This window comes from Coleofasciculus sp. H7-1 (genome assembly GCF_057473865.1).
This window is the reverse complement of the sequence record NZ_JBYCCT010000010.1, coordinates 1-19,994: the sequence shown is the minus strand read 5'-3', so window position 1 is coordinate 19,994 and position 19,994 is coordinate 1. Positions and strand designations below refer to the sequence as shown.

The following is a 19,994-nucleotide window of genomic DNA, read 5'->3' as shown; positions in this document are numbered from 1 at the left end:
AGCTAGTCAACCCTCTATCAAATATCTCGCTAACAGCATTTTGATATTCAAAATTTTAGATTTTTGATAAAGATTGATGCTTTCGGTATAAATTTAGTATTGAGGAGCAATCCGGAATTTTTCTAAAATTTGTGACAGTTAGAAGATTGACCTATTCCTAAAGCCTTAAATTAGCGATCGCGCCAACGATTTTCAATTAATTCAATAGGCTATAGATGCCATTTTCCCTAAACTGCTGCTTTTTGGTGAAAACGGAGAACAGTTTGTGACAGTTTAAGCAGTGACCTTCTAGGGAAGATAAGACAATTAGCAATTAGTAGTGAGCGAAAAAGGGTGGGCACTGCCCACCCTGGGGACTTTATTCATCCTTATGAGGACGGTGCTAGTTCCTCCAAAATCGTAAATCTCACATGATTTAGAGATAAATCGCCAATGGAAACTTCCTGCTTATTGACTCTTTCACCGTGACTCATCAGGCTTTCAAATGTGATACCTTTGCCCATCTCAGCGTGATACCAAGCTAAACCCATGAAAAACCGCGATGGATAGGGACCTCTTTCGACCACATCATCCGGATTGGATTCCATCGGCAACCAGCCAAATCCAGGCAGGTAGAACTCCATCCAGACGTGATTAAAGTCGGGTTCTAGGGGCAAATTCATCAATTCAGGATGGGCAGGGCACTTGTAGCGACCTACCGTGCGACAGGCAATGCCATTCAGCCGCGCCAGGGCAAGTAAAACCCCCAGGTACTCACCGCAGGAACCAACACCCCTTTCTAAAGCGACATCTGGTGGGTCAATATAGGGCTTGATCCCGTAGGAAAGACGGTCATAGACATAGTTACGAATTTTGAAGATTTTCCGCAGCATATTGGTTTCGCTGCCAATCGCTTCTTTGGCGGCATTGAGGATGATATCGCTGTCCATTGCCAAATCATCATCATCCGTCAGATACTTGCTGCATAACTCAGGCGAGAGGTCGGGAAGTTTTTCGGCATCTCTGGGTGTCAGGCGATATTTGATACTCCAGACTTCCATCAGTGCCTTCCAGCCAAATATATAGCGATCGCCGGTTTTGAGGCTGTTAAATTTAAATACAGCCACCCGCTGTCCGTCTTGAATTTCTTCGGTGAAAGGCAATCCGACCGCTTCAATTTTTCTGATCTTCTGCCGATGAGTCTCCGATGGCAGGGCAATTCGCCACTCCACATTTTCTAAATCCACCTCGTCAAGAGGGGAAAGTTCCTCGACGTAGGAAATTTCCATTAGATAGCCATTCGAGAGAGCGTAGCGTTCAGCCTCGTTGTAGTAAAAATACAACGGGTGAATAAACGTGCGATCGCGATACTGTAATTCGTAGTTCGGGTCAGCATTCGGGTTATCCCGCAGGTAAGGCTCCTCACCCGCATAAGCCACGTAGAGAATCTCCTGCCCAGTTTGGGGATCTGTGTAAAAAGCCAACCCTGTCGGGCACTCAAAGGGCGTCAGCACGCTGAATTTAATCTCACCCGTAGCTCGGTCAAGGCAGTAAACTGTTTGCTCAATGCTATCGGAAACCCAGAGTTCCTCACCCTTAACTGTAATATTTTCTACCCCTACCCCAGGCGCATAAAACCGGGTAATTTCTCGACCCGTCTCACGACTAAAAACAAGAATATATCCCGCCTTTTGAGAAGTCACGTAAACGGTTGATTCCCAAACAGCAACCCCATTGGGTGGGTAGGGCAACTTTATAAAGGACTGGGGGGTCAAATCAGTGGTAGAGATGCCATTAATGGCGTTTGGACAAAAGAAAACACCATTTTCCTGGGTACACCAGAGAGTATCTTCCCAAAGAGCCAAGCCAGTCACGCCGAGAAAATCGGGCAGATGATTGGCATTGAGTATAGTAGTGTTGTCGCTTTTCGGATCGATTTGCAGCAGATACCCGTTAGTGGCGTCAATGGCGATGAGTGTATCTTTCACAGAAGCAATGCCGTGTAAGGCAGCAGCTGCAATCGGTCTAATTGTCCGATGCCAAGGATTTTCTTTGAGTGGTAGAGCCGCTGAATCAGGAATCATCTCAAATCTCAGTGAAGGTTATGTAGAAGTGGATACCTAGGGAGGCAGAGTGGTTTTAAAATTAGGATTTGGGATTATAGGATTTAGTCAATCTAGAATAGCGATCGCCACCCTAAAATTAATTTGACCCTAGTCTTAGCCCAAGTTACCAAAAATGCAACCAAGACAACTGCTTTATACGAACCTGAGTACGATCTTATTTGTCTGTGTCAGTCGGGAACTCTGACAACCGTCAGGGCATCTTTAAAGAATGACCCAACGAAGGACTGAGCCGACCCATTGCCTTTAGATGCCCCCCACAGGGGATTCTTGCAGAAGGGCAGACTTCATGACTCAATGTCCGAAAAGAAAAACAAATTTTCCGTACATGAGTTTGATATATAATTATGGACACGCGATCGGACGAGCTTGCTGCTCCAAAGCAATATCAATCTAGCGATTGGTTGTTAAAGAGAACCTTCAAAAGTGAGAGAGTGCAGAGCCATCCACCACTGTCTGGATGGGCAAAATCTTCAGGCACACCGCTTGAAAAGGTCTGGAAATTGAAAGAGACCGGATTAATGAGGTCTACACAAGAAACTACAGTGCTACAAAAATTAGGGGCAGATCGCAATATTCTCCTCAAGGGAGAAACCCCTGGGAAAAAAGTTCAAACCAATTTCAGTTTTTTAAGTAGACTCGTTGAAGTAAAAATCCCACAGCTTAAGCTCTGGGGAGTGTCAACAGAAAACAGTTCTAGCATGACTTGGATGAAACGCTACTCACAGATAACAACACTGGCTGTTTCCTTAACGCTCGGACTGGTTCTGAACGTACCTTCCCAGGCACAGGCACAGCCTTCCTCACTCAGCCGCAGCCTACTACCAAATAATTTAAACTTCAAGCCGCCAGAGCGAGGCAACCCCGATAACAGAGAACAAGGTGCAACCCGCAAACCCATCAGTTGCACTCAGACTCTTACTGCCTTAACACCCACTAAGAGTGTTGGGTTAACGGTTGCAGAGTATCCCACCTTCTCATGGTATATGCCTGCAACGTCAGCTCGATCGGCGCAATTTGTGCTGGAGGATGCCAGCGAGCGAGAAGTCTACAAAGCGAATTTTGCGATCGCGGGAAAACCTGGCATTTACAGCCTCGACCTTCCTGCCTCCGCCAATTTACCACCCCTGGCGCCAGACAAAGAATATCATTGGGAAGTCTCGGTGATTTGTGATGCTAAAGACCGGGAGAAAGATAGTGTCGTATGGGGTGCGATCAAGCGCATCGCACCAGCTCCAGCCTTTGCCAATAAAATCCAGCGAGCCAGTTTACGAGAGCGCGTTGGTCTCTATGCACAAGCTCGCCTTTGGCATGAGACACTAGCTACCCTGCTGGAGCTACGCCGCTTGAGTCCTAACGATTCTACTTTGGCATCTGACTGGAAAAAGCTGCTACTGTCAGTTGAACTGGACAAAGTTGCAAGCGAACCTCTAGTTCAGAGTGCAGCTAGTCGTACTTCCACTAGCTCGAACTAAGACAACCAGTCTTTGGGTTGTTATATCTGCTAAAAAATAGGAATATTTGACCCACTCGTTTAGAGTTTTCGACTCCAAGATGCGACTCGATGAAGCCAGAAAGCCGAGTTCGGATAGTGAAGAAAACGATGTACGGGTGGGTAGTCAGGCAATCTGGGGCGGGACAATCGAATCTTGTTGGTTGAACCGCCCCTATCCATTCAAAACTCACGCACTCTCTGGAGCAGTTCTGCTATGGACTGGATGAAGTCCCCTAGGTTAAAACGAGCCTTAGCCATCTCTATGGAAGTGGCACTGCTCACGAGTTTCTCAACTCTGATAGGGACACCGCCAACATTACTCGCCCAAGGAATGTCCGATGGGTGGTTAGCTGAATACAAACCACCCAGAACCCTTGGGGCACCAGGGCGCAGGGAAGGGGGCGGAACTCGCAGTCCTGCAAGCTGCCCAGTGGCAGACAAGCCGCTAACCGCGCTGATCCCCGCCAATAACATTGGGTTTACCGTCGCCGCATATCCGAGCTTCTCATTCTACGTACCTCCAGTGCCTGCCCAAGCGTCGCCACTGCCAATAGAGTTTGTACTGAAGGATGAAAACGATCAAGAGGTTTATATAACAACCTTTATGACCACAGGGAAGGGGGGTATTGTCAGCATCAGCCTTCCGACTTATGCTGGATTACCACCCTTGGAAGTGGGTAAGAATTATCAGTGGTTCTTGTCGATGGTTTGCGATTCCGAACAGCGATCGCTCGATGTTTTTGTACAAGGTTCGATTCAGCGTGTTGCACCAACCGCACAGCTGAATAATCAGTTGAAGGTGGCTACACCGAATAACCGCCCAGACGTTTATGCAGAGGCGGGGATGTGGTTTGATGCCTTAACTACTCTGGCAGAGTTGCGCCGCTCCAATCCGAACAATTCCGCCTATTCTGCTGAGTGGGAACAACTCTTGAAGGCAGTTGGACTGGACAGCATTGCCAAAGAGCCTTTGCTTCCAAGTACGACGACATCTGCTAGCCAAATGACACCCTTTCAGTCTTTGGGGGATAAATGAAGAAAATAAGTTGTAAATATGAAATGAACAGCCAGAGGACAGGATAAAGCTGAAGGCTGGATATCCAAACTCAACAAGTGTCCCGGCTTATACCAATTCACTTTATTGGCGCTACACTTCAATTCTCGAAGCCTCCCTTTTTTCTAGCGTTAGCGTTCGCTCTCTTCGCTATAGCGGCGCTCCCATCGCGGGGGTTGGGGGAGCTGATGTGTAGCTACACAAAAGTGACATTCAATTATACCATTTCACCTTAAAGTTGCCAAAAAAATTGCTGAAAGTGGCTACTGACAGGACTTGTGCCATCCAAAATCTGCAATCCAAAATCTAAAATGGTATAGAGGTACGCATCACTCTTTCACCCTCGCGCCATCATCACCCCGTACTCTCAGCAGGATATTCTGGATAACAGGGTGGGAGAGAAAATTACCAATTTCGTCCTGGTTTAGCCCAAACTGGGTGAAGTTGTGGAAAAATACGTCCCCTCGCTGGATAATGGTGCCGTCGATGATATTCGATACGGTTGTCTTTGGGGGTCAGGAGTCCAGCTTGAAATGAGAGTGGCGCGCCATCAGGTATAGAAGTCATTGATTGGGGGGAGCATCCCGATGACAGCAAATATACCCCCACAGGCTTTGTTTGTTTAGCCGCGAATGCGAGTCGTCGGGCATTTTTACTCGCCTCTCATAGGCACAATGTAGCTAGCCAAGAGCGAACGCTATTGACAGCTGATGGCATAATAAAGACATAATTTTCTGTCTTGAGATGGATACAATTTTGGAAAAAAACCTAAAATTATGCCGGTAATTTGTTTACAAAAGTAACATTCTCTCTCCAAGGAGCGATCGCTACATTTGCACAGAGAAAAAGAAAAAAGTTGAATTAAGTAAAGAAAATACGGATTGGATGCAAAAAAATTGTATTAATTGAAGTTTTTAGACAATTCAACCCGTGGAGAACACAGCTGCCATGCGTTCAAGGTTTCAATGGTTTTGGTGTGGAGTGTTAATTGAGGGTGCGATCGCTTGTGTCTCTGCCAGCGGTGCTAATGCCAAAACACTACCGGCAACGCCCGATCTGAATGGATTGAATTTTCATAGTGAAATGGAAACGTTGAAAGCGTTTTCCAGCGACGCCAGGGAAAAAAAAGAACCCGTTCAGCGTTCAATCGCCCCGTCAAGCGGCATACACCAAAAGCGCGTGGCAATGGTTCATCCTGTGCCAGAGGGGTCTGACAATCGGCTGCTGCAAGCGCAGAACTTACCGTCTCCACCGCAGAACCAACCACAGCTAAACCAACCGCTGCAACCCCAATCCGATCCTAACCGCGATCGCTTTCCGCAGCCTGCACCCATCCCACAACCCCTCCCGGAAGAGTCACCGTCGCCCGTCCTGACACCCCCAACTCCCACCCCCTCTCCTGCGCCGTCCTCAGACACTCTTGAGGTGAAAAAGATTCAAGTCACCGGCAGCACCATCTTTGGGGCTAAACAGTTGAACTCGATTACTCAAACTGTAGAGGGGCGTACTGTCACCCTAGAAGAACTTAGAAACGTTGCCGATGCGATTACCCAGTTGTACCTCAACCAAGGCTACATCACCTCAAGAGCCATCCTTGTAGACCAAGCCATTACGGATGGTGTCGTCCAGATTCGCGTCATCGAAGGCAGTTTAGAAGAAATTAGGGTAGAAGGAACGCGCCGGTTGAATCCAAATTACGTGCGATCGCGGGTGCGTTTGGGGGCTGGCAAACCGCTCAATACTGGCAAGCTAGAAGATCAATTAAGGCTATTGCGTGTCGATCCCCTATTTAAAAACATAGAAGCCAGCCTCCGTTCTGGGAGTGGGGTCGGTCAAAGTATTCTCGTCGTTCGCGTCACCGAAGCCAACCCTTTTTATGGCAGCTTCGGCATCGATAACTACTCGCCTCCCAGTGTTGGTTCAGAACGATTGGGCGTCAATCTGGGTTATCGCAACATCATCGGCATTGGAGATGAAATTGCTGGCTCCTATTACCATACGACCACAGGGGGCGCTGATGTTCTTGACTTAAGCTATCGGGTGCCACTCAACCCCATGAACGGCACCTTGCAACTGAGATATGCTCCCAATCGAAATCAAGTCACCCAAGCCCCTTTTGACATGTTCGACATTCGGGGAGAGTCGCAGCTTTATGAAATTAGTTATCGACAGCCTTTAATCCGCTCACCGCGTGAAGAATTTGCCCTTTCTTTAGGCTTTGCTCACCAGAATGGTCAGACTTTTACCTTTGCCGGACCAACCCCCTTTGGTTTTGGTCCTGACGAACAAGGTCGGAGCCGCACCAGCGTGATTAAATTTGGACAAGACTATTTGCGTCGTGATGTCAAGGGTGCTTGGGCATTGCGATCGCTCTTTAGTCTTGGCACTGGCTTGTTGGATGCCACCATCAATCCCGACCCTATACCCGATGGTCGTTTCTTGAGCTGGCTGGGTCAAGTGCAGCGAGTCCAAGTCTTGAATAACAATAATTTCTTAATTGTGCAGGGAGATATTCAGCTATCAACCAGTGGTCTGTTGCCCTCTCAACAGTTTGTAATTGGCGGCGGTCAATCGTTACGCGGCTACCGACAAAATGTGCGTGCCGGTGACAATGGAGTGCGACTTTCGATTGAAGATCGCATTACCGTTCAGCGAGATGAAGCCGGTGCCGCCACCTTGCAGTTTGCTCCTTTTTTGGATCTAGGTTGGGTGTGGAATGTGTCTGATAATCCCAACAACGCTACGTTACAGGATGAGAAATTTTTAGCAGGTGCTGGCTTAGGGCTAATCTGGCAACCACTGCCCAAGCTAAATATACGATTAGACTATGGCATTCCACTGGTTGATATTAAAGACCGTGGCGAAAATGCCCAGGATCGGGGCTTCTATTTCAGTGTTAACTATCAATTCTAGGAAAAATGAAAAATGAAAAATTGAAGCATTCCTAATTTTTCATTTTTCATTGATTACCACGGGTTTCCAATCATCGTAAAAGCTGCCCAATAATAAGGATGAGATAAATTTTGATTCTCTAGCTTTGCGAGTTCGGGCGTCAGGGTCACATCCCCATTGGGAGTAAGCAGTTTTCCTCCCTGTATTCGCACTTGCCCCTTCAGCATCGCTACCTGCGCTTGCCGCAGTGCCTCCACTCTCACGGGGGCTTTTTTCAATTCTTGGTAAAATTCCGTCATCAGTCCCAAGGTGCCTTGGTCGCTGACGTACCAAAGACTTGCCAGCGCTGACTTGACCCCTGCCTGCACCGCCAACCCAGCAAAACCCAACTCCGCCTGCTCATCACCCAGCGCAGTGCGACAGGCACTCAGCACCAACAAATCCACCGGCGGGTCATTCCAGTCAAGCTGTGGTAGTTGGTTCAAGGACAGCTTAGTGTCCCATAGCTGAATGTAGGAGTTACTCGGATTTCCTGGTTCAAATTCTGCATGGGTTGCCAGGTGAACAATTCTAAACGGTTGTAGGCGGCGCTGAGTCTTGAGATTTTTGAGAGTGAAGGCGTTGTTGAGGAAGGATTTACCAGGCCACAATTCAGGCGTGATGATCGATAATTCGGTTGGTACAGCGGGAAGCGGGTCTTGATCGGGAAATTCCGATGCTCCCATTGCCAAAACTTGAGAGTTTTTTAGGTTGCGCTGGAGGGTGTCCGTTAGGCTAAGGCTGGGGATCAAGCTGACGCTGTATTTCTCCACTAGAAATTGTTGACCATCATATAGGGCCGCAAATGGCACAGAACGCAGCCCACTGTCGGGCACGAATACGATATTTTGGATGCCTCTAGCTTGTAAATCGCCTTCTAGCGGAGCGATTAGCCACTGATACAGTTGCTGGGCTGAGGTCAAGTAGGTGGGAGTGCGTCTGATCCGAATGACTTCCTTACGAAATTGATCGGCGACTTTGAGAACTTGCGTTCGCGAAGCGTATGCGCCTTGCGCTCCTCGCGAAGCGTATGCGCCTTGCGTTCCTCGCATGGCTCCAGATAACCGCTTGCGGATGGGTGAACCCTCTGCCGTTACCAGCACCACTTCCAGCTCGTCGCTCTGAGTGCTGACGGCTGTAGAAGCTGGGGTTCCCTGCCCCTGCTGAGTGTTGAGTGAAAAGAGGGATTTTTCATTCCCCTGTACTCTCCTACTTTCCTGTCCCTCTGGTGCAATGGTTTTGGGAACAAAAGCAACATACATCAGCGCCGGTCTGACTCCCGTTTCTTTTTCAATTCTTGCGAGAGTCTGACGAGCATCGAGCAGGGAATTAACACGAGCGGGAAGATTATTGAGACCGAAATATTCGGCAAATTGACGGGTAAAAATTTCTTCGCGTTCAGTCACGACTGCGTCAATTTCAATTGCCGGGATATCCGGCGGGAGTTCTGTTGGCGGCTCCTCTTCCGGGTCATCGATTAAGATTGTTGGATCGATTGTTTGATTGGGATCGGCAGTAATTAATCGAATATTTCCCAGGGTGTCTGGCCCAGGAAAAGATTGGAAGGTCGAAATCGTGAATTGCCCATTGTTCAGCGCCCCGGCTGTCCCGTTCCTTGTCGCATTTCCTACTAAAAAAGGAACTAAACTGTCGCCGCCACCGTGCTGGATAACGATCGAACCCCCCCCAATTCCTCCGGATGTAGAGATGCTGGAGAATACACCATCTTGGTCTAGAAAAGTGCCCGAAGCTTGGAAAAATTGACCGGCGGCGATGTTAACGTTTCCCCCCACGCCATTTGTTCCCCCTTGGGCATTGATGGAGGTAATTTGAATATCCCCAAGCGGATCGAGGGTGACAGATCCCCCATTCCCGATTGCTGAACTAGAGTTTATCACTCCAGCGTTTATTTGGTTGAGAGCCAAAAGCGCGATCGCGCCCCCATTACCAGAGTTAGACGAGGAATTGATAGAACCCGCAATATTAATTGTCCCCGTCGTACTATTGGGTGACACAACATGGTTAATTTTGTCAAGTGCCGAAAGAGTAATTGCACCTCCATTTCCAAGATTTGATGAAGAATTTAAAAAACTTTTAATGTTAATTGAACCGGCTGTACTCCTCAGGAAAATATTGCCGCCATTGCCAGAATCGGAAGTTGTAAAAATCCCGTTTAAGGGCGAACTCAGGATATTAATATCCTTAAAAGCGGACATCGTTACAGAACCTCCATGCGCCGCCAAAAAAGTGGCGGAGGTATCGATTTTTCCGAGGACTGTAATGTTGTTAGCAGAAGCCAAATTTACAGAACTCCCCACTGAGGGCAAGGAAGTTTTAGAGGTGGCTTCCTGCACCACGACATCACCAGCGTCTACCCGGATGTCAGAACCAGCCAGTTTCACCTCCCCAGTGCCGCTAACCGTCACTTTTGTAGCATTGTTAGCACCTCCACCTGTTAGTAACTGGGGCAAAGAGAGAGGAGAAGAAACGGAGAGGGGGAGAGAAGGCGAGAGAGGTTGAATCTCTAAACTCAGCAGGTTTCCCGCCTGAGAAATGCGAACCATCTTCTCACCCGGTACAGATGCAACAGTGATACTCCCCCCTGGTGCCGAGAGATTACCGAGGGAGATAACTGTGCCACCGAGTAGACTGAGATCCTGCCCATCTTTAACCGCTAGCTGCGCCTCGTTGACAATCGCTCCGGGCGTTTGGGGGGTGGCGAAGGCAAAGGTATTAGGCGTCCCTAGGAGAGCCGCATAGCTATTAGAGCCGATGGCATTAAACCATCCAGAGTCAAATTTAATTCCAGTAGCCGTGGTAGCGGTGAAGCTTCCAGGTACGTTCAAACTGGCTCCTGCGCCAAAAATGATCCCAGCGGGGTTCATCAGGAAGAGGTTGGAATTACCTCCAGAGACTTGGAGAAGCCCGTTAATTACTGAAGGATCGCCCCCCGTAACGCGCCCCAGGATATTCTGAATGGATGGGCTAGAAATGAAGTTGGCAATCTCACCTTGGCTAAGACCAAATTGGGTAAAGCTGTGAAACAAATTGGTATTATCAGCGGATTTAGTGCCGCCTTGGATGTCGTATAGGGTTCCATTGGGCTTCACAATGGTGCCGGTGCCGTCAGTCGCCGGGACGATCGATTGTGCCTGCACGCTCAGAAAGCAAACGGACATTCCCAATGCTAGATGTGGAAGGGCAAAAAGCAAAAAGGCGATAGATTTTGACCTTTTCCTTTTGACTTTTTCCTTTTGTCGTGCTAACAACAAGTTAATTCTTTTGACAATTGATTTCATATGACCGATCCTGAAAGGAAATACGCTCTTCCTCAAGTCTTGAGATTTTTCAACGCTAGCTTCTAGGGCAACTTTTCCGCTATAGGTAGTGTTGAAATAGCGACAGGCTTTTGTTTATAGTGTTTGGGCGGTGTAAAGGGAGAAGTCCTAATCTGCGATGAATCGCTGTATCGTCCTGTCCGTCAAAATAAAGTAGGAAGGATATAAAAAGAATGGATGTCACCATCGCTCAATCAATGAACAGGAGTTCGATCGCCAATTCATCGCCTTTAGGAGATAAGCTAGTGAATTAGCCAGATCCAGCCTTGCCGCCCATCTGGAAAAAGCTCAAGTCGGGCGGTAACACTGACTAGAGCAATAGCTGATAAGGTTTTCCGGTTTCTTCCCAAGTGCCGGACTATGCACAAACTGCGTGAAGCTCTCGCGATCGCTTCCGGGTGCCAAAGAAAGTAAAAAAAGTAGAAACATTCTTTGTTTGGGAAGCGGTACACCCCGCCCCGCTTTCCCCCAACCCTCAACAGGGACGGGTGTCCAGCGGGAATTTTTATGACTGACGCTTTTGCCATTAGATGGCACCGCACCCTGATTGTTCCTGCCACGCTGCTGGCTCTTTGTCTGACCACTATATCAGCCAGAGCGCAAAATAAGGTGTACAGCCCAATTCCTGTACCGGCAAACAACGAAGTTTCCGACACGCTGACTGAAAAAGATATTCCGACTGGTGAGGGAGGTTTTGCTCGTGACTACGTGGTGAATTTGGATGCTGGAGATCAGGTAGCGGTTGACTTGATCTCTGATAGTTTTGACACGATTGTGACGCTGATGTCGTCGGATGGTTCTACTGTAGCGGAAAATGATGACGGTCCCGACGGCAGCACTAACTCGCTTTTGTTTTCCCGAATTACCGACTCAGGTGATTACATTATTCGGGTTCGGGCTTTTGGGGAAACGAGCGGCGGTTCTTTTAAGCTTAAGGTAACGCGCCTGAAACCGATTTGAGGGGAAAGGAAACCGAGTTGAGTTTTGAGTGTTGAGTTTAAACAATAACTCAACACTTATAATTGATCATTCTCAAATCCGCTCAACATTTAGGTCCGACTTTTCCCAGCAAGTCTTAAAATGCTTATCTAGCGGAAGTTTAGTCAAACTGTTAGAACTTCTTATAAGTTGGTAGCGGTAATTAGTCATCAGGGAGTAGGGGGCAGGATTATGGAGGGATGGGTACATCTGAATTTTAGATGCGTTTGCCCTGTTTTCCAGCCTAAGAGCGATCGCTAGTTATCTTGCCCCCAATCTCCTAAGTTTAGGAGATTGGCAGAAATCTAAGGTTTAGGGGAGAGAGCAAATTAACTTTGGTTCTATGAAATTAGATTTTAACAGGGTAGTCATCAATTCCGATATCGTTAATATTTCTATCTATGAATTGAGGAACTCCATGAAATCACCTCTTAGAATCGTCTCTTGTTTTTTTGCAGGAATAGGAACTTTTGCTTTAGTCTGGTTTGTTTGTCATACCGAAAGTTATTTTCTGCCTTATCCTTTAATTGATACAAAATTACCTTCGGGCTTTTCAGAAGAAAAATTTTCCAGTATCCAATTAGGAATGGACAAAGATGAAATTTTGAAAATCTTGCCTGCTCCCGAACATAGCATTGATCGTGATAATTGGAGTTATGGTGTAGATGGTGCAGCTTTTTGGGGTGATTTTGCTTGGATTTCGTTTCAAATGTGTTTTGATAAAGAAGGAAAAGTGATAGAGAAAAAACGCTACGTCTATCATGATTAACTGAATATATACCCCTTTTAAATAAAGACACAAACAGCTTTTCCCAACCATCCGATGGCTGGGGGTTAAGTGTGTTACGGCAATATTTCAGCGAGGCGTTGCTGAAGGAGTTGGGGAAATTGGGCGTAGTATTTTTGATTGAGTGGGGAAGGATGAGGGAGTGGCAGTAGCGTCACTGGACATTGATGTAGGTTGCTTTCTGCGTCCTTCGCCTGAAGCGTAACTTGAATGCTGGCAGAATAGCGATCGCTTCTTGTAAAAAACTGCTTCAACTCACCCTTAGCAGCATAAGGCGCAAACCAATTAAACGCTTCATTCCCCAGCGTAATAATGTTATCTCCTTGCCAATGCAACACCAATAATCGCTCTAAAAAGGGGCGAAATCGTTTTTTCACGCCTCAGCGTATGCTTTGTTACCCGGTGGTTTGTAAGGCATGGTATTAGTAAAACGCGATCGAGGACAACTTGTAAATCGGTATCCTTATTCGGTTCGGTGGCTGCGATCGCACGGTACAAACCCCGACGCACAAAGCCACCAGCAGCACCATAAAGTGGTTGACGTGCCTGCACTTCATCTTTTCCCAAATCCCGCGCAAAAAAGCACAGCTTACTCTCCAGATTGCCTGCATAGAGAATTGGCTGCGTAGGCTCCTAACTCGCTGCTAGATAAACTGGTTCATCGACGGGAAATGTCTCCCGTTCCGCTTCTTGCTGGATATCGGCAATTAACTGTTTAATGTCTGACATAAAAAGTCTTTTATTCCTGAAGACAGATGCAATAAATTTTGTCTCTGCATAATTACATCTATTTAATGATATGATGTTGCCAATTTAACAGAGTATCCTATACAACCTCTAGATTGAAGGGCAAATTAAAAGCTACAGTGTTTTAGCGGCTAATTACGAACTTGGAGTTTCCTATGGCGCTAGAAACTACTTTAGGCGAAGCTTCTATTAAGCAAAGTCTGGAACAATTTCTGCTGGTGTTGTCTGTTTCCTTGAGTGTGGCGACACTCTCGCGGATTTTCAGTTGGTTACGCCAAATTCCCTATACATTGCTGCTAGTAATCGTCGGGCTATTTCTAGCATTTGTAGATGTGCGACTGGTGAATTTGTCACCAGAATTAATTCTGGAGATTTTTTTGCCGCCTTTGTTGTTTGAAGCCGCTTGGAATATCCGCTGGAAAGATTTGAAGGATGATATATTTCCAGTTACTTTGTTTGCCATCGTTGGTGTCATCATTTCCGTTGTCGGAATTGCATTTCCCCTCAACTGGCTGACTGGACTTCCTCTTACAACTGCCCTCCTTGTCGGTGCTTGCTTATCTGCAACCGATCCCGTTTCCGTAGTAGCTTTGTTTCGGGAACTGGGTGCAGGCAAACGCTTAACAATGTTGATGGAGGGAGAGAGCTTATTTAATGATGGCGTGGCGGTGGTGGCGTTTACGTTGCTAGTGGGAATCCCGCTGGGAACCAATGAATTTGCACTAGACACTACAATTGCTCGTTTTTTGGTATTTGTTGGTATTGGGATTGGAATTGGCAGCTTAGTCGGTTTTGGAATTTCCTATCTTACTCAACGTTTTGACTTGCCATTAGTAGAACAATCACTCACTCTTGTTTCCGCTTACGGCACTTATTTGATAACAGAAGAGTTGGGTGGTTCTGGGGTAATTGGGGTTGTCACAGTTGGCGTGATTTTGGGTAACTTTGGCTCTCGCATTGGCATGAACCCGCGCACCCGGTTACTGGTATCTGAATTCTGGGAATTTTTAGCATTTTTTGTAAATTCCATCGTTTTTCTTTTGATTGGTGACCAAATCCACTACTCGCGTTTAGTGGATAATTTCGGTCTGATTGTGGTGACAATTGGGGAGGTATTGGTAACGCGAGCAGTTGCTATTTATGGACTCAGTGCCTTGAGCAATTGGTTAGTTAAATCACAAATAGGTTGGCGAGAGCAAACAATACTTTGGTGGGGTGGTTTAAGAGGTTCAGTTTCAATTGCCTTGGCGGTAAGCGTACCCATTATCTTGCCAGGAAGAGAGGAAATTATTGATATGGTGTTCGGAGTTGTGTTGTTTACTTTGTTAGTTCAAGGTTTGACAACTAAGTGGTTCTTGGAAAGATTAGGACTGCTTGGAGAGCAGCCGCTACGCCAGCAATATTCAGAGGCAATTGCCCGTCGCGTCGCCTTAAATCGAGTGTTGAATTATTTATTGGAAGCTGGCAAAGAATCAGAAATTGATCCGGAGTTTTATCGTTACGAGTTACAACTGGTAAAAGGACAACTCAAGGGTATTGAGGAAGAAATTGAGAAGCTGCAAAATCAATATCCTCAGTTGCGATCGCTTACTATGCAACAACTGCGAGAAAAACTCTTAGATATTGAAGCCGACACCTACGCCGAACTGATCCGTGCAGGACGTTTAGATAATCGACTCTCACCCGTATTGCAGGAAATTCTAACTGAATCCACAGAGGATGAAAGGCAATAACCTGGGGGTGCGATCGCGCCCTAAAACAAAACCCTTTTTTCCCTTCTTTCTTTGCGTCCTTTGTCCCTTTGCAGCTAATAGAGTGTAGGTTGGGTTGAGGTAACGAAACCCAACACTAATGAGCATTTGTTGGGTTTCGCTTAACTCAACCCAACCTACAATTATGGCTCTTCCGTAGTTGGTATGCTAAATTTATAGTCAAGAAGCGCCACAAGCTATACTAGCCATGAATTTAAGCCAATTTAGCGTTTATTAAATAGAAAATACAGTCCAAAATCGTTATACCTTGCTAGGTAAGCCTTTCAAGTTTTGGAATCAACTTTTTAGCATACCAAGTAATGAAGAGCCACAATTATTCTTAACTAAACTTGAATCAGCACCATAATTCTTGCTGCTTTTTATTCATACTCTTAAGATGACGCATGACAACTGCAAAAGGATTGATGCCGTGTAATATTAGCAAAGTCATCCAGCAAATTGCCTGAATTTTACTAAAAGCTGTAGGTCGAGTTAACCACTCGTGAATCGCAATTCTAGCTTCATCTAGAAATCCGTCATACTCTTGTAAAATCGGAAAATCATGAAACACTCGTGCTTTTATCCCGTGAATGCCACTTACCATGTATCTTCCCATCTGGATTCTTTTTAGTTGAGCAACCTCAAGATGGTATAAATCGTGATAATGAATCCGAACATTTCGGACTTTTACAGGTTCCTTTCTTACTTTAATCTAAATTAGGCTAATACAACCAAGTTTTTTCTTTAAGCTGACAATTAGAGGATTTGTTGTGCCTACTGCTAAACATAACCTAACCCACGCCAATATGATATCGAAATAAAGAAAATTTGTGTTTATTATCAAGAGCAAAATATTTTTGGTTAACTTGACTCCCGGCTATGGTTAGCTCGTAGTCTATAGCAGTAGGTGCTAGAAACGGCTCTTTCAATAACAAGAATAAATAATAAGGAACTTCTGTATTATCTGTCTGAAATTGCAGACACTCTTTTAATCGACGCTTTAAGTCACATTGATATCGATAAAAAGTGTTTGCTTCTAAGCGAGCGCGTCTTTTATAAATAACATAAGCGCGTAACACTATTTGCTTCAGGCGACGCTCAAAAAGCGGATCTTTGTTAGCAGTTGTCTTTTTCACCCATAACGCCATAGCCAAAGCATCTTTTTGCCGCTTCGAGAGTTGTTCCATAGCTTTTCCTGAAAAATATATTTTCTTTTCAGGTAAGATATTGTAGATGTATCTCCCTATGGCAAAGACGCACTAATTACGACTAAAGTTGCAGTTAACTGGGTGATTTTACCTCTTTTTTCTGTGTTCTCTGCGGTTTGTTTCTAAAAACGCGATCGCATCCTTCCCAAAAAGATGAGTCCGCCACAACTAAATTGACACCCATCTGTTCTCTCTTCCTCTGTCTTCTAAAGGCGCTAAGGGTCGAGCGGATTTTGCCAAAAACTGAAGCATTAGCAACTGCTCCTCATCTTCCTGGGTGCAAAAAATTGGTAGGAGAAGATAATTTTTGGAGGATTCGGCTAGGCGATTATAGGGTAATCTACACCATTAATGACGATTCCCAAACGACCGACATTCTCGCAGTCCAGCACCGCAGCAAAGCCGACAATTAAGAAAGCTTGATTTTAATTTCAAATTTTTAATAACTTCGCCTTTTCTTGCGGTGTAACTAGAGTATTTGCACACAAAATTTCCGAAGCAGCAACAGCGGGAACGCCTATTCCTGGCATCGTGGTATCCCCCCGATACAATCCATAAATCGGCGTTTGTGTGCCAGGAAATGTCTTACCCGCTGCAATTGCAGGGCCATATGTTCCTTGATAGCGGCGTAAGTAGTAAGCGTGAGTTAACGGTGTGCCGATAAGTTCTAATACAATGCGATCGCGTATATCCGGAATCACCGTTTCTAACGCACGAAATAGAGATTGCGATCGCTCTTTTTTCCTCTCCTCATACCCTTCATCTCGCCGCCATCCTTCATAAGGTTCCAACGTGTAGACATGGAACCACATGATGTCCCAAATTCATGTTATGGCAATCTCATTTGATTTATGAAAACTATCTTTTTTAAACGAACCGCCTTAGCGAAGCCATGCGCGTTAGCGCTTTAGACGCTGAGAAGGTAAAGGAAGAGAAAAGAGATTATTATTTCAATGAATTTGATTTATTTAGGGGTATTTATTGGATAATTATATTAATAGCTTGTGGAGCTGATCTTTATGGTACAGCACAACCCGGAAACCAGATTACCAACAAGTGCTGAACTTCCTTGTTCGGATGATACACCTGTGGATAACGAAGACCAGAATTTTCTCCCGAATTTTCTATTATTCTTGCTAGAGTTCATTTGGGCTAGTCGCCTTGACTGGTATTTTGGTGTCGATATGGGCATCTATCACACGACAGGTGTGAATCCGAGAGTACCAGTGGTACCAGATGGGTTTCTCAGTTTGGGTGTTGAACGGAGAAAAAACAATGGTTCGCGCTCCAGTTATGTTCTCTGGGAAGAAAATAATATCGCCCCCATTTTTGTTTTAGAAATTGTTTCTCACACTTATGGGGGAGAATACGATACAAAAATGGCAATTTATGCCAACTTAGGCGTGTTGTATTATGTAATCTATAATCCAAATTTCTGGCGGCGCGACCAGGAACAACCTTTTGAAGTTTACCGTTTAGTAAATGGAGAATATCATTTACAAATCGGAGAACCATTGTGGATGCCAGAAATTGGTTTAGGGATTGGGCGATTTGTGGCTCAAGTAGGAGGCATACAGCGCGAGGTATTGTACTGGTACGATGCACAAGGTGTGAGGTATCAGACAGGTGAGGAATTAGCTGAAATTGAGCGAAATCAGCGGGAGTTAGCGCAACAACAAGCAGCTGAAATGGCAGAGTTACTAGAGAGATATCGCGATCGCTTTGGTGACTTAACCTAAGAGTTAAGACTTTTTCCCTCCAGCTTCAGGTTCAAAATCATCCTCAATAATCATCGCCCCAGTAGAGTGCGCCCAAGACAGCAACTCTAATCGCCGAGGAAAAGACAGTATCGCCCCGGTGGGAAACCTTTCAAGATTACTCTGAATAATCAGAGAGGAACAGTTGCTCGTTACACAACGCAGCCGGAGTACCCCGGAAAATAAGATGGAAGAGGTCTATTTTAACTGTCTAAGCAATTGCAATGCTTTTTGAGAGTCAGCGGTTAGTCCTTGCTCGGAGAAAAGTCGCGCAGCTGCTTGTAAATCTTCAATTGCGCCTCTAGCATCGCCGGTTTCGTAGCGAATTAGCCCCCGGTTGCCATAAGCTTTGGCAAAGTTGGGAGAAATAGAGATCGCCTCGGTATAGTCGGCAATGGCTGCTTGAGGATTGCCGATTTGCTGACGGGCGATCGCTCGATTGTAGTAAGCTGCTGCATTGTTGGGATCGCGCTGGATGGCTTGGTCATAATCTGCGATCGCTTCTTTGATATTTCCCAGTCGCCGTCGGACAATCCCGCGATTGTAATAAGCTTCTACTAGATTGGGGTTGAGACTTAGCGCCTTCGTAAAATCAGCGATCGCTTCCTGGGCTTCTCCCAGTTGAGTGCGAACATTCCCTCGGTTCACGTAGGCGGTGGCATCGTTAGGCTGAAGCTGAATCGCTTTGCTGTAATCTTCAAAGGCTCCTTTAGTATTTCCTAGCGCACTGCGGGCGTTCCCCCGGTTGTAGTAAGCGATCGCCTTTTTCTGGTCGAGATTCAGCGCCTTGGTGTAGTCCTCAATCGCTTCCCGATACTTTTTTTGGTCGGCATAGACCACACCCCGGTTCAGGTAGGCATCGACATTCTGGGGATTTCGCTTCAGCAACTCCGTGTAATCTGCGATCGCTCCCTGGTTATCTCCTAGCTGCCGCCTTGCCAGCCCTCGGCTGTAGTAGGCTTTAGTCAGGTTGGCATCTTGGCGAATTGCAGCGGTGAAATCATTGAAAGCGCCGCTATAGTTTCCTTTCTTATACTTCTCCATCCCCCGGTTGAAAAATTCCTCTGCATTCGACTGAGCCACTAGAAGAGTGCTAACGAAATGCTGAGGAAAGAGTAAGGGCTGAGTCTGTGCATAGATAGCTGTCGTCCCTCCACTAAGTAAGGCGGCAGTTCCTATAATGGTGATGGCTTTATATCCGTAGTGCATCGCTTCATCACTAGAAATTACGGAATAAGTAACTGGGTGAAAATAAACATAACTCAAGAAGCTCGTTCATCGTTGATTGTTCATTGTAATTTTCAATTCTCCATGAACCATGAACAGTCCTATCCGTTAAGTTTAGTTGTACCAATCTACTTAGACGCTCATCAGCTAAAAACTCACAAACGTTGGATGAAAATCTTCCTAACTCTACTCAGTCCTCAGCCCTCACCCCTCAGCCCTCACCCCTCACCCCTCACCCCTCACCCCTCACCCCTCACCTCTCACCCCCCACCTCACACCTCACACCTCACACCCCACACCCCACCCCTCAGCCCTCAGACCTCAGTCCTCAGACCTCAGACCTCAGACCTCAGACCTCACCTCAGCCCTCAGTCCTCAGTCCTCAAACCTCAGCCCTCAGACCTCAGACCTCAGCCCTCAGCCCTCAGCCCTCAGACCTCAGACCTCAGACCTCAGACCTCAAACCTCAGTCCTCAGCCCTCAAACCTCAGTCCTCAGACCTCAGTCCTCAAACCTCAGTCCTCAGCCCTCAGTCTTCAGACATCACTACTCAGAACTCAATCCTACTTCCTCAGACCTCAGTAATAATATCAGTGTCAAAAGACATCAGAGAACAGAC

At 46.3% G+C, this 19,994-nt stretch carries 13 protein-coding genes and 3 pseudogenes; 9 read left to right on the top strand and 7 right to left on the bottom strand.

Annotation, left to right across the window (positions count from 1 at the left end; translation table 11 throughout):
- Positions 1–368 precede the first annotated feature (368 nt).
- Complete coding sequence (locus tag AC2VDX_RS02035) at positions 369–2,063, bottom strand: transglutaminase domain-containing protein (protein ID WP_378178858.1); 1,695 nt, start codon at positions 2,061–2,063, stop codon at positions 369–371.
- Between the two features lie 560 nt (positions 2,064–2,623).
- On the opposite strand from AC2VDX_RS02035, the gene AC2VDX_RS02030 reads away from it, so the two are divergent.
- The 3 genes from AC2VDX_RS02030 (at position 2,624) to AC2VDX_RS02020 (ending at position 7,564) form a co-directional block, all read left to right on the top strand.
- A complete protein-coding gene (locus AC2VDX_RS02030; protein ID WP_378178861.1) occupies positions 2,624–3,577 on the top strand; it encodes a DUF928 domain-containing protein in 954 nt (317 codons plus the stop codon).
- 234 nt (positions 3,578–3,811) lie between these two features.
- Positions 3,812–4,633, top strand: a complete 822-nt coding sequence (locus AC2VDX_RS02025) for a DUF928 domain-containing protein (protein WP_378178864.1) — start codon at positions 3,812–3,814, stop codon at positions 4,631–4,633.
- Positions 4,634–5,599: 966 nt separating this feature from the next.
- Positions 5,600–7,564 carry a ShlB/FhaC/HecB family hemolysin secretion/activation protein gene (locus AC2VDX_RS02020; protein WP_378178867.1) on the top strand — a complete coding sequence of 655 codons (1,965 nt, stop codon included), beginning with the start codon at positions 5,600–5,602 and terminating at the stop codon, positions 7,562–7,564.
- A gap of 53 nt (positions 7,565–7,617) precedes the next feature.
- On the opposite strand, the gene AC2VDX_RS02015 is transcribed toward AC2VDX_RS02020, so the two are convergent.
- Positions 7,618–10,761 carry a CHAT domain-containing protein gene (locus tag AC2VDX_RS02015; protein ID WP_378178870.1) on the bottom strand — a complete coding sequence of 1,048 codons (3,144 nt, stop codon included), beginning with the start codon at positions 10,759–10,761 and terminating at the stop codon, positions 7,618–7,620.
- Between the two features lie 666 nt (positions 10,762–11,427).
- On the opposite strand from AC2VDX_RS02015, the gene AC2VDX_RS02010 reads away from it, so the two are divergent.
- Positions 11,428–11,880 (top strand): PPC domain-containing protein, encoded by a 453-nt coding sequence (locus tag AC2VDX_RS02010; RefSeq protein ID WP_378178873.1) that lies wholly within the window; start codon positions 11,428–11,430, stop codon positions 11,878–11,880.
- A 436-nt stretch (positions 11,881–12,316) separates the two neighbouring features.
- Complete coding sequence (locus AC2VDX_RS02005) at positions 12,317–12,667, top strand: hypothetical protein (protein WP_378178876.1); 351 nt, start codon at positions 12,317–12,319, stop codon at positions 12,665–12,667.
- A gap of 74 nt (positions 12,668–12,741) precedes the next feature.
- Here AC2VDX_RS02005 and AC2VDX_RS02000 read toward each other — a convergent pair.
- Positions 12,742–13,414: pseudogene (locus AC2VDX_RS02000) on the bottom strand (uracil-DNA glycosylase family protein).
- Between the two features lie 173 nt (positions 13,415–13,587).
- On the opposite strand from AC2VDX_RS02000, the gene AC2VDX_RS01995 reads away from it, so the two are divergent.
- On the top strand, positions 13,588–15,165 hold the full coding sequence (locus AC2VDX_RS01995; protein WP_378178879.1) for a Na+/H+ antiporter: 1,578 nt from the start codon (positions 13,588–13,590) through the stop codon (positions 15,163–15,165).
- A gap of 373 nt (positions 15,166–15,538) precedes the next feature.
- Here AC2VDX_RS01995 and AC2VDX_RS01990 read toward each other — a convergent pair whose 3' ends face one another.
- Both AC2VDX_RS01990 and AC2VDX_RS01985 read right to left on the bottom strand, forming a co-directional pair.
- Positions 15,539–15,799: a hypothetical protein gene (locus tag AC2VDX_RS01990; protein WP_378178882.1), complete on the bottom strand. Its 261-nt coding sequence runs from the start codon at positions 15,797–15,799 to the stop codon at positions 15,539–15,541.
- A gap of 175 nt (positions 15,800–15,974) precedes the next feature.
- A complete protein-coding gene (locus tag AC2VDX_RS01985) occupies positions 15,975–16,370 on the bottom strand; it encodes a hypothetical protein (protein WP_378178884.1) in 396 nt (131 codons plus the stop codon).
- A gap of 137 nt (positions 16,371–16,507) precedes the next feature.
- On the opposite strand from AC2VDX_RS01985, the gene AC2VDX_RS01980 reads away from it, so the two are divergent.
- Positions 16,508–16,804, top strand: coding sequence for a type II toxin-antitoxin system RelE family toxin (locus AC2VDX_RS01980; RefSeq protein ID WP_378178887.1), 297 nt, complete (start codon positions 16,508–16,510; stop codon positions 16,802–16,804).
- An 18-nt stretch (positions 16,805–16,822) separates the two neighbouring features.
- Here AC2VDX_RS01980 and AC2VDX_RS01975 read toward each other — a convergent pair.
- Positions 16,823–17,210: pseudogene (locus AC2VDX_RS01975) on the bottom strand (all-trans-retinol 13,14-reductase); the annotation flags it as partial.
- 200 nt (positions 17,211–17,410) lie between these two features.
- On the opposite strand from AC2VDX_RS01975, the gene AC2VDX_RS01970 reads away from it, so the two are divergent.
- A complete protein-coding gene (locus AC2VDX_RS01970) occupies positions 17,411–18,130 on the top strand; it encodes a Uma2 family endonuclease (protein ID WP_378178890.1) in 720 nt (239 codons plus the stop codon).
- Between the two features lie 216 nt (positions 18,131–18,346).
- On the opposite strand, the gene AC2VDX_RS01965 is transcribed toward AC2VDX_RS01970, so the two are convergent.
- Entirely contained in the window at positions 18,347–19,357 is a 1,011-nt protein-coding gene (locus tag AC2VDX_RS01965) for a tetratricopeptide repeat protein (protein WP_486928082.1), read from the bottom strand.
- Between the two features lie 182 nt (positions 19,358–19,539).
- On the opposite strand from AC2VDX_RS01965, the pseudogene AC2VDX_RS01960 reads away from it, so the two are divergent.
- Positions 19,540–19,994, top strand: a pseudogene (locus AC2VDX_RS01960) (hypothetical protein); the annotation flags it as partial.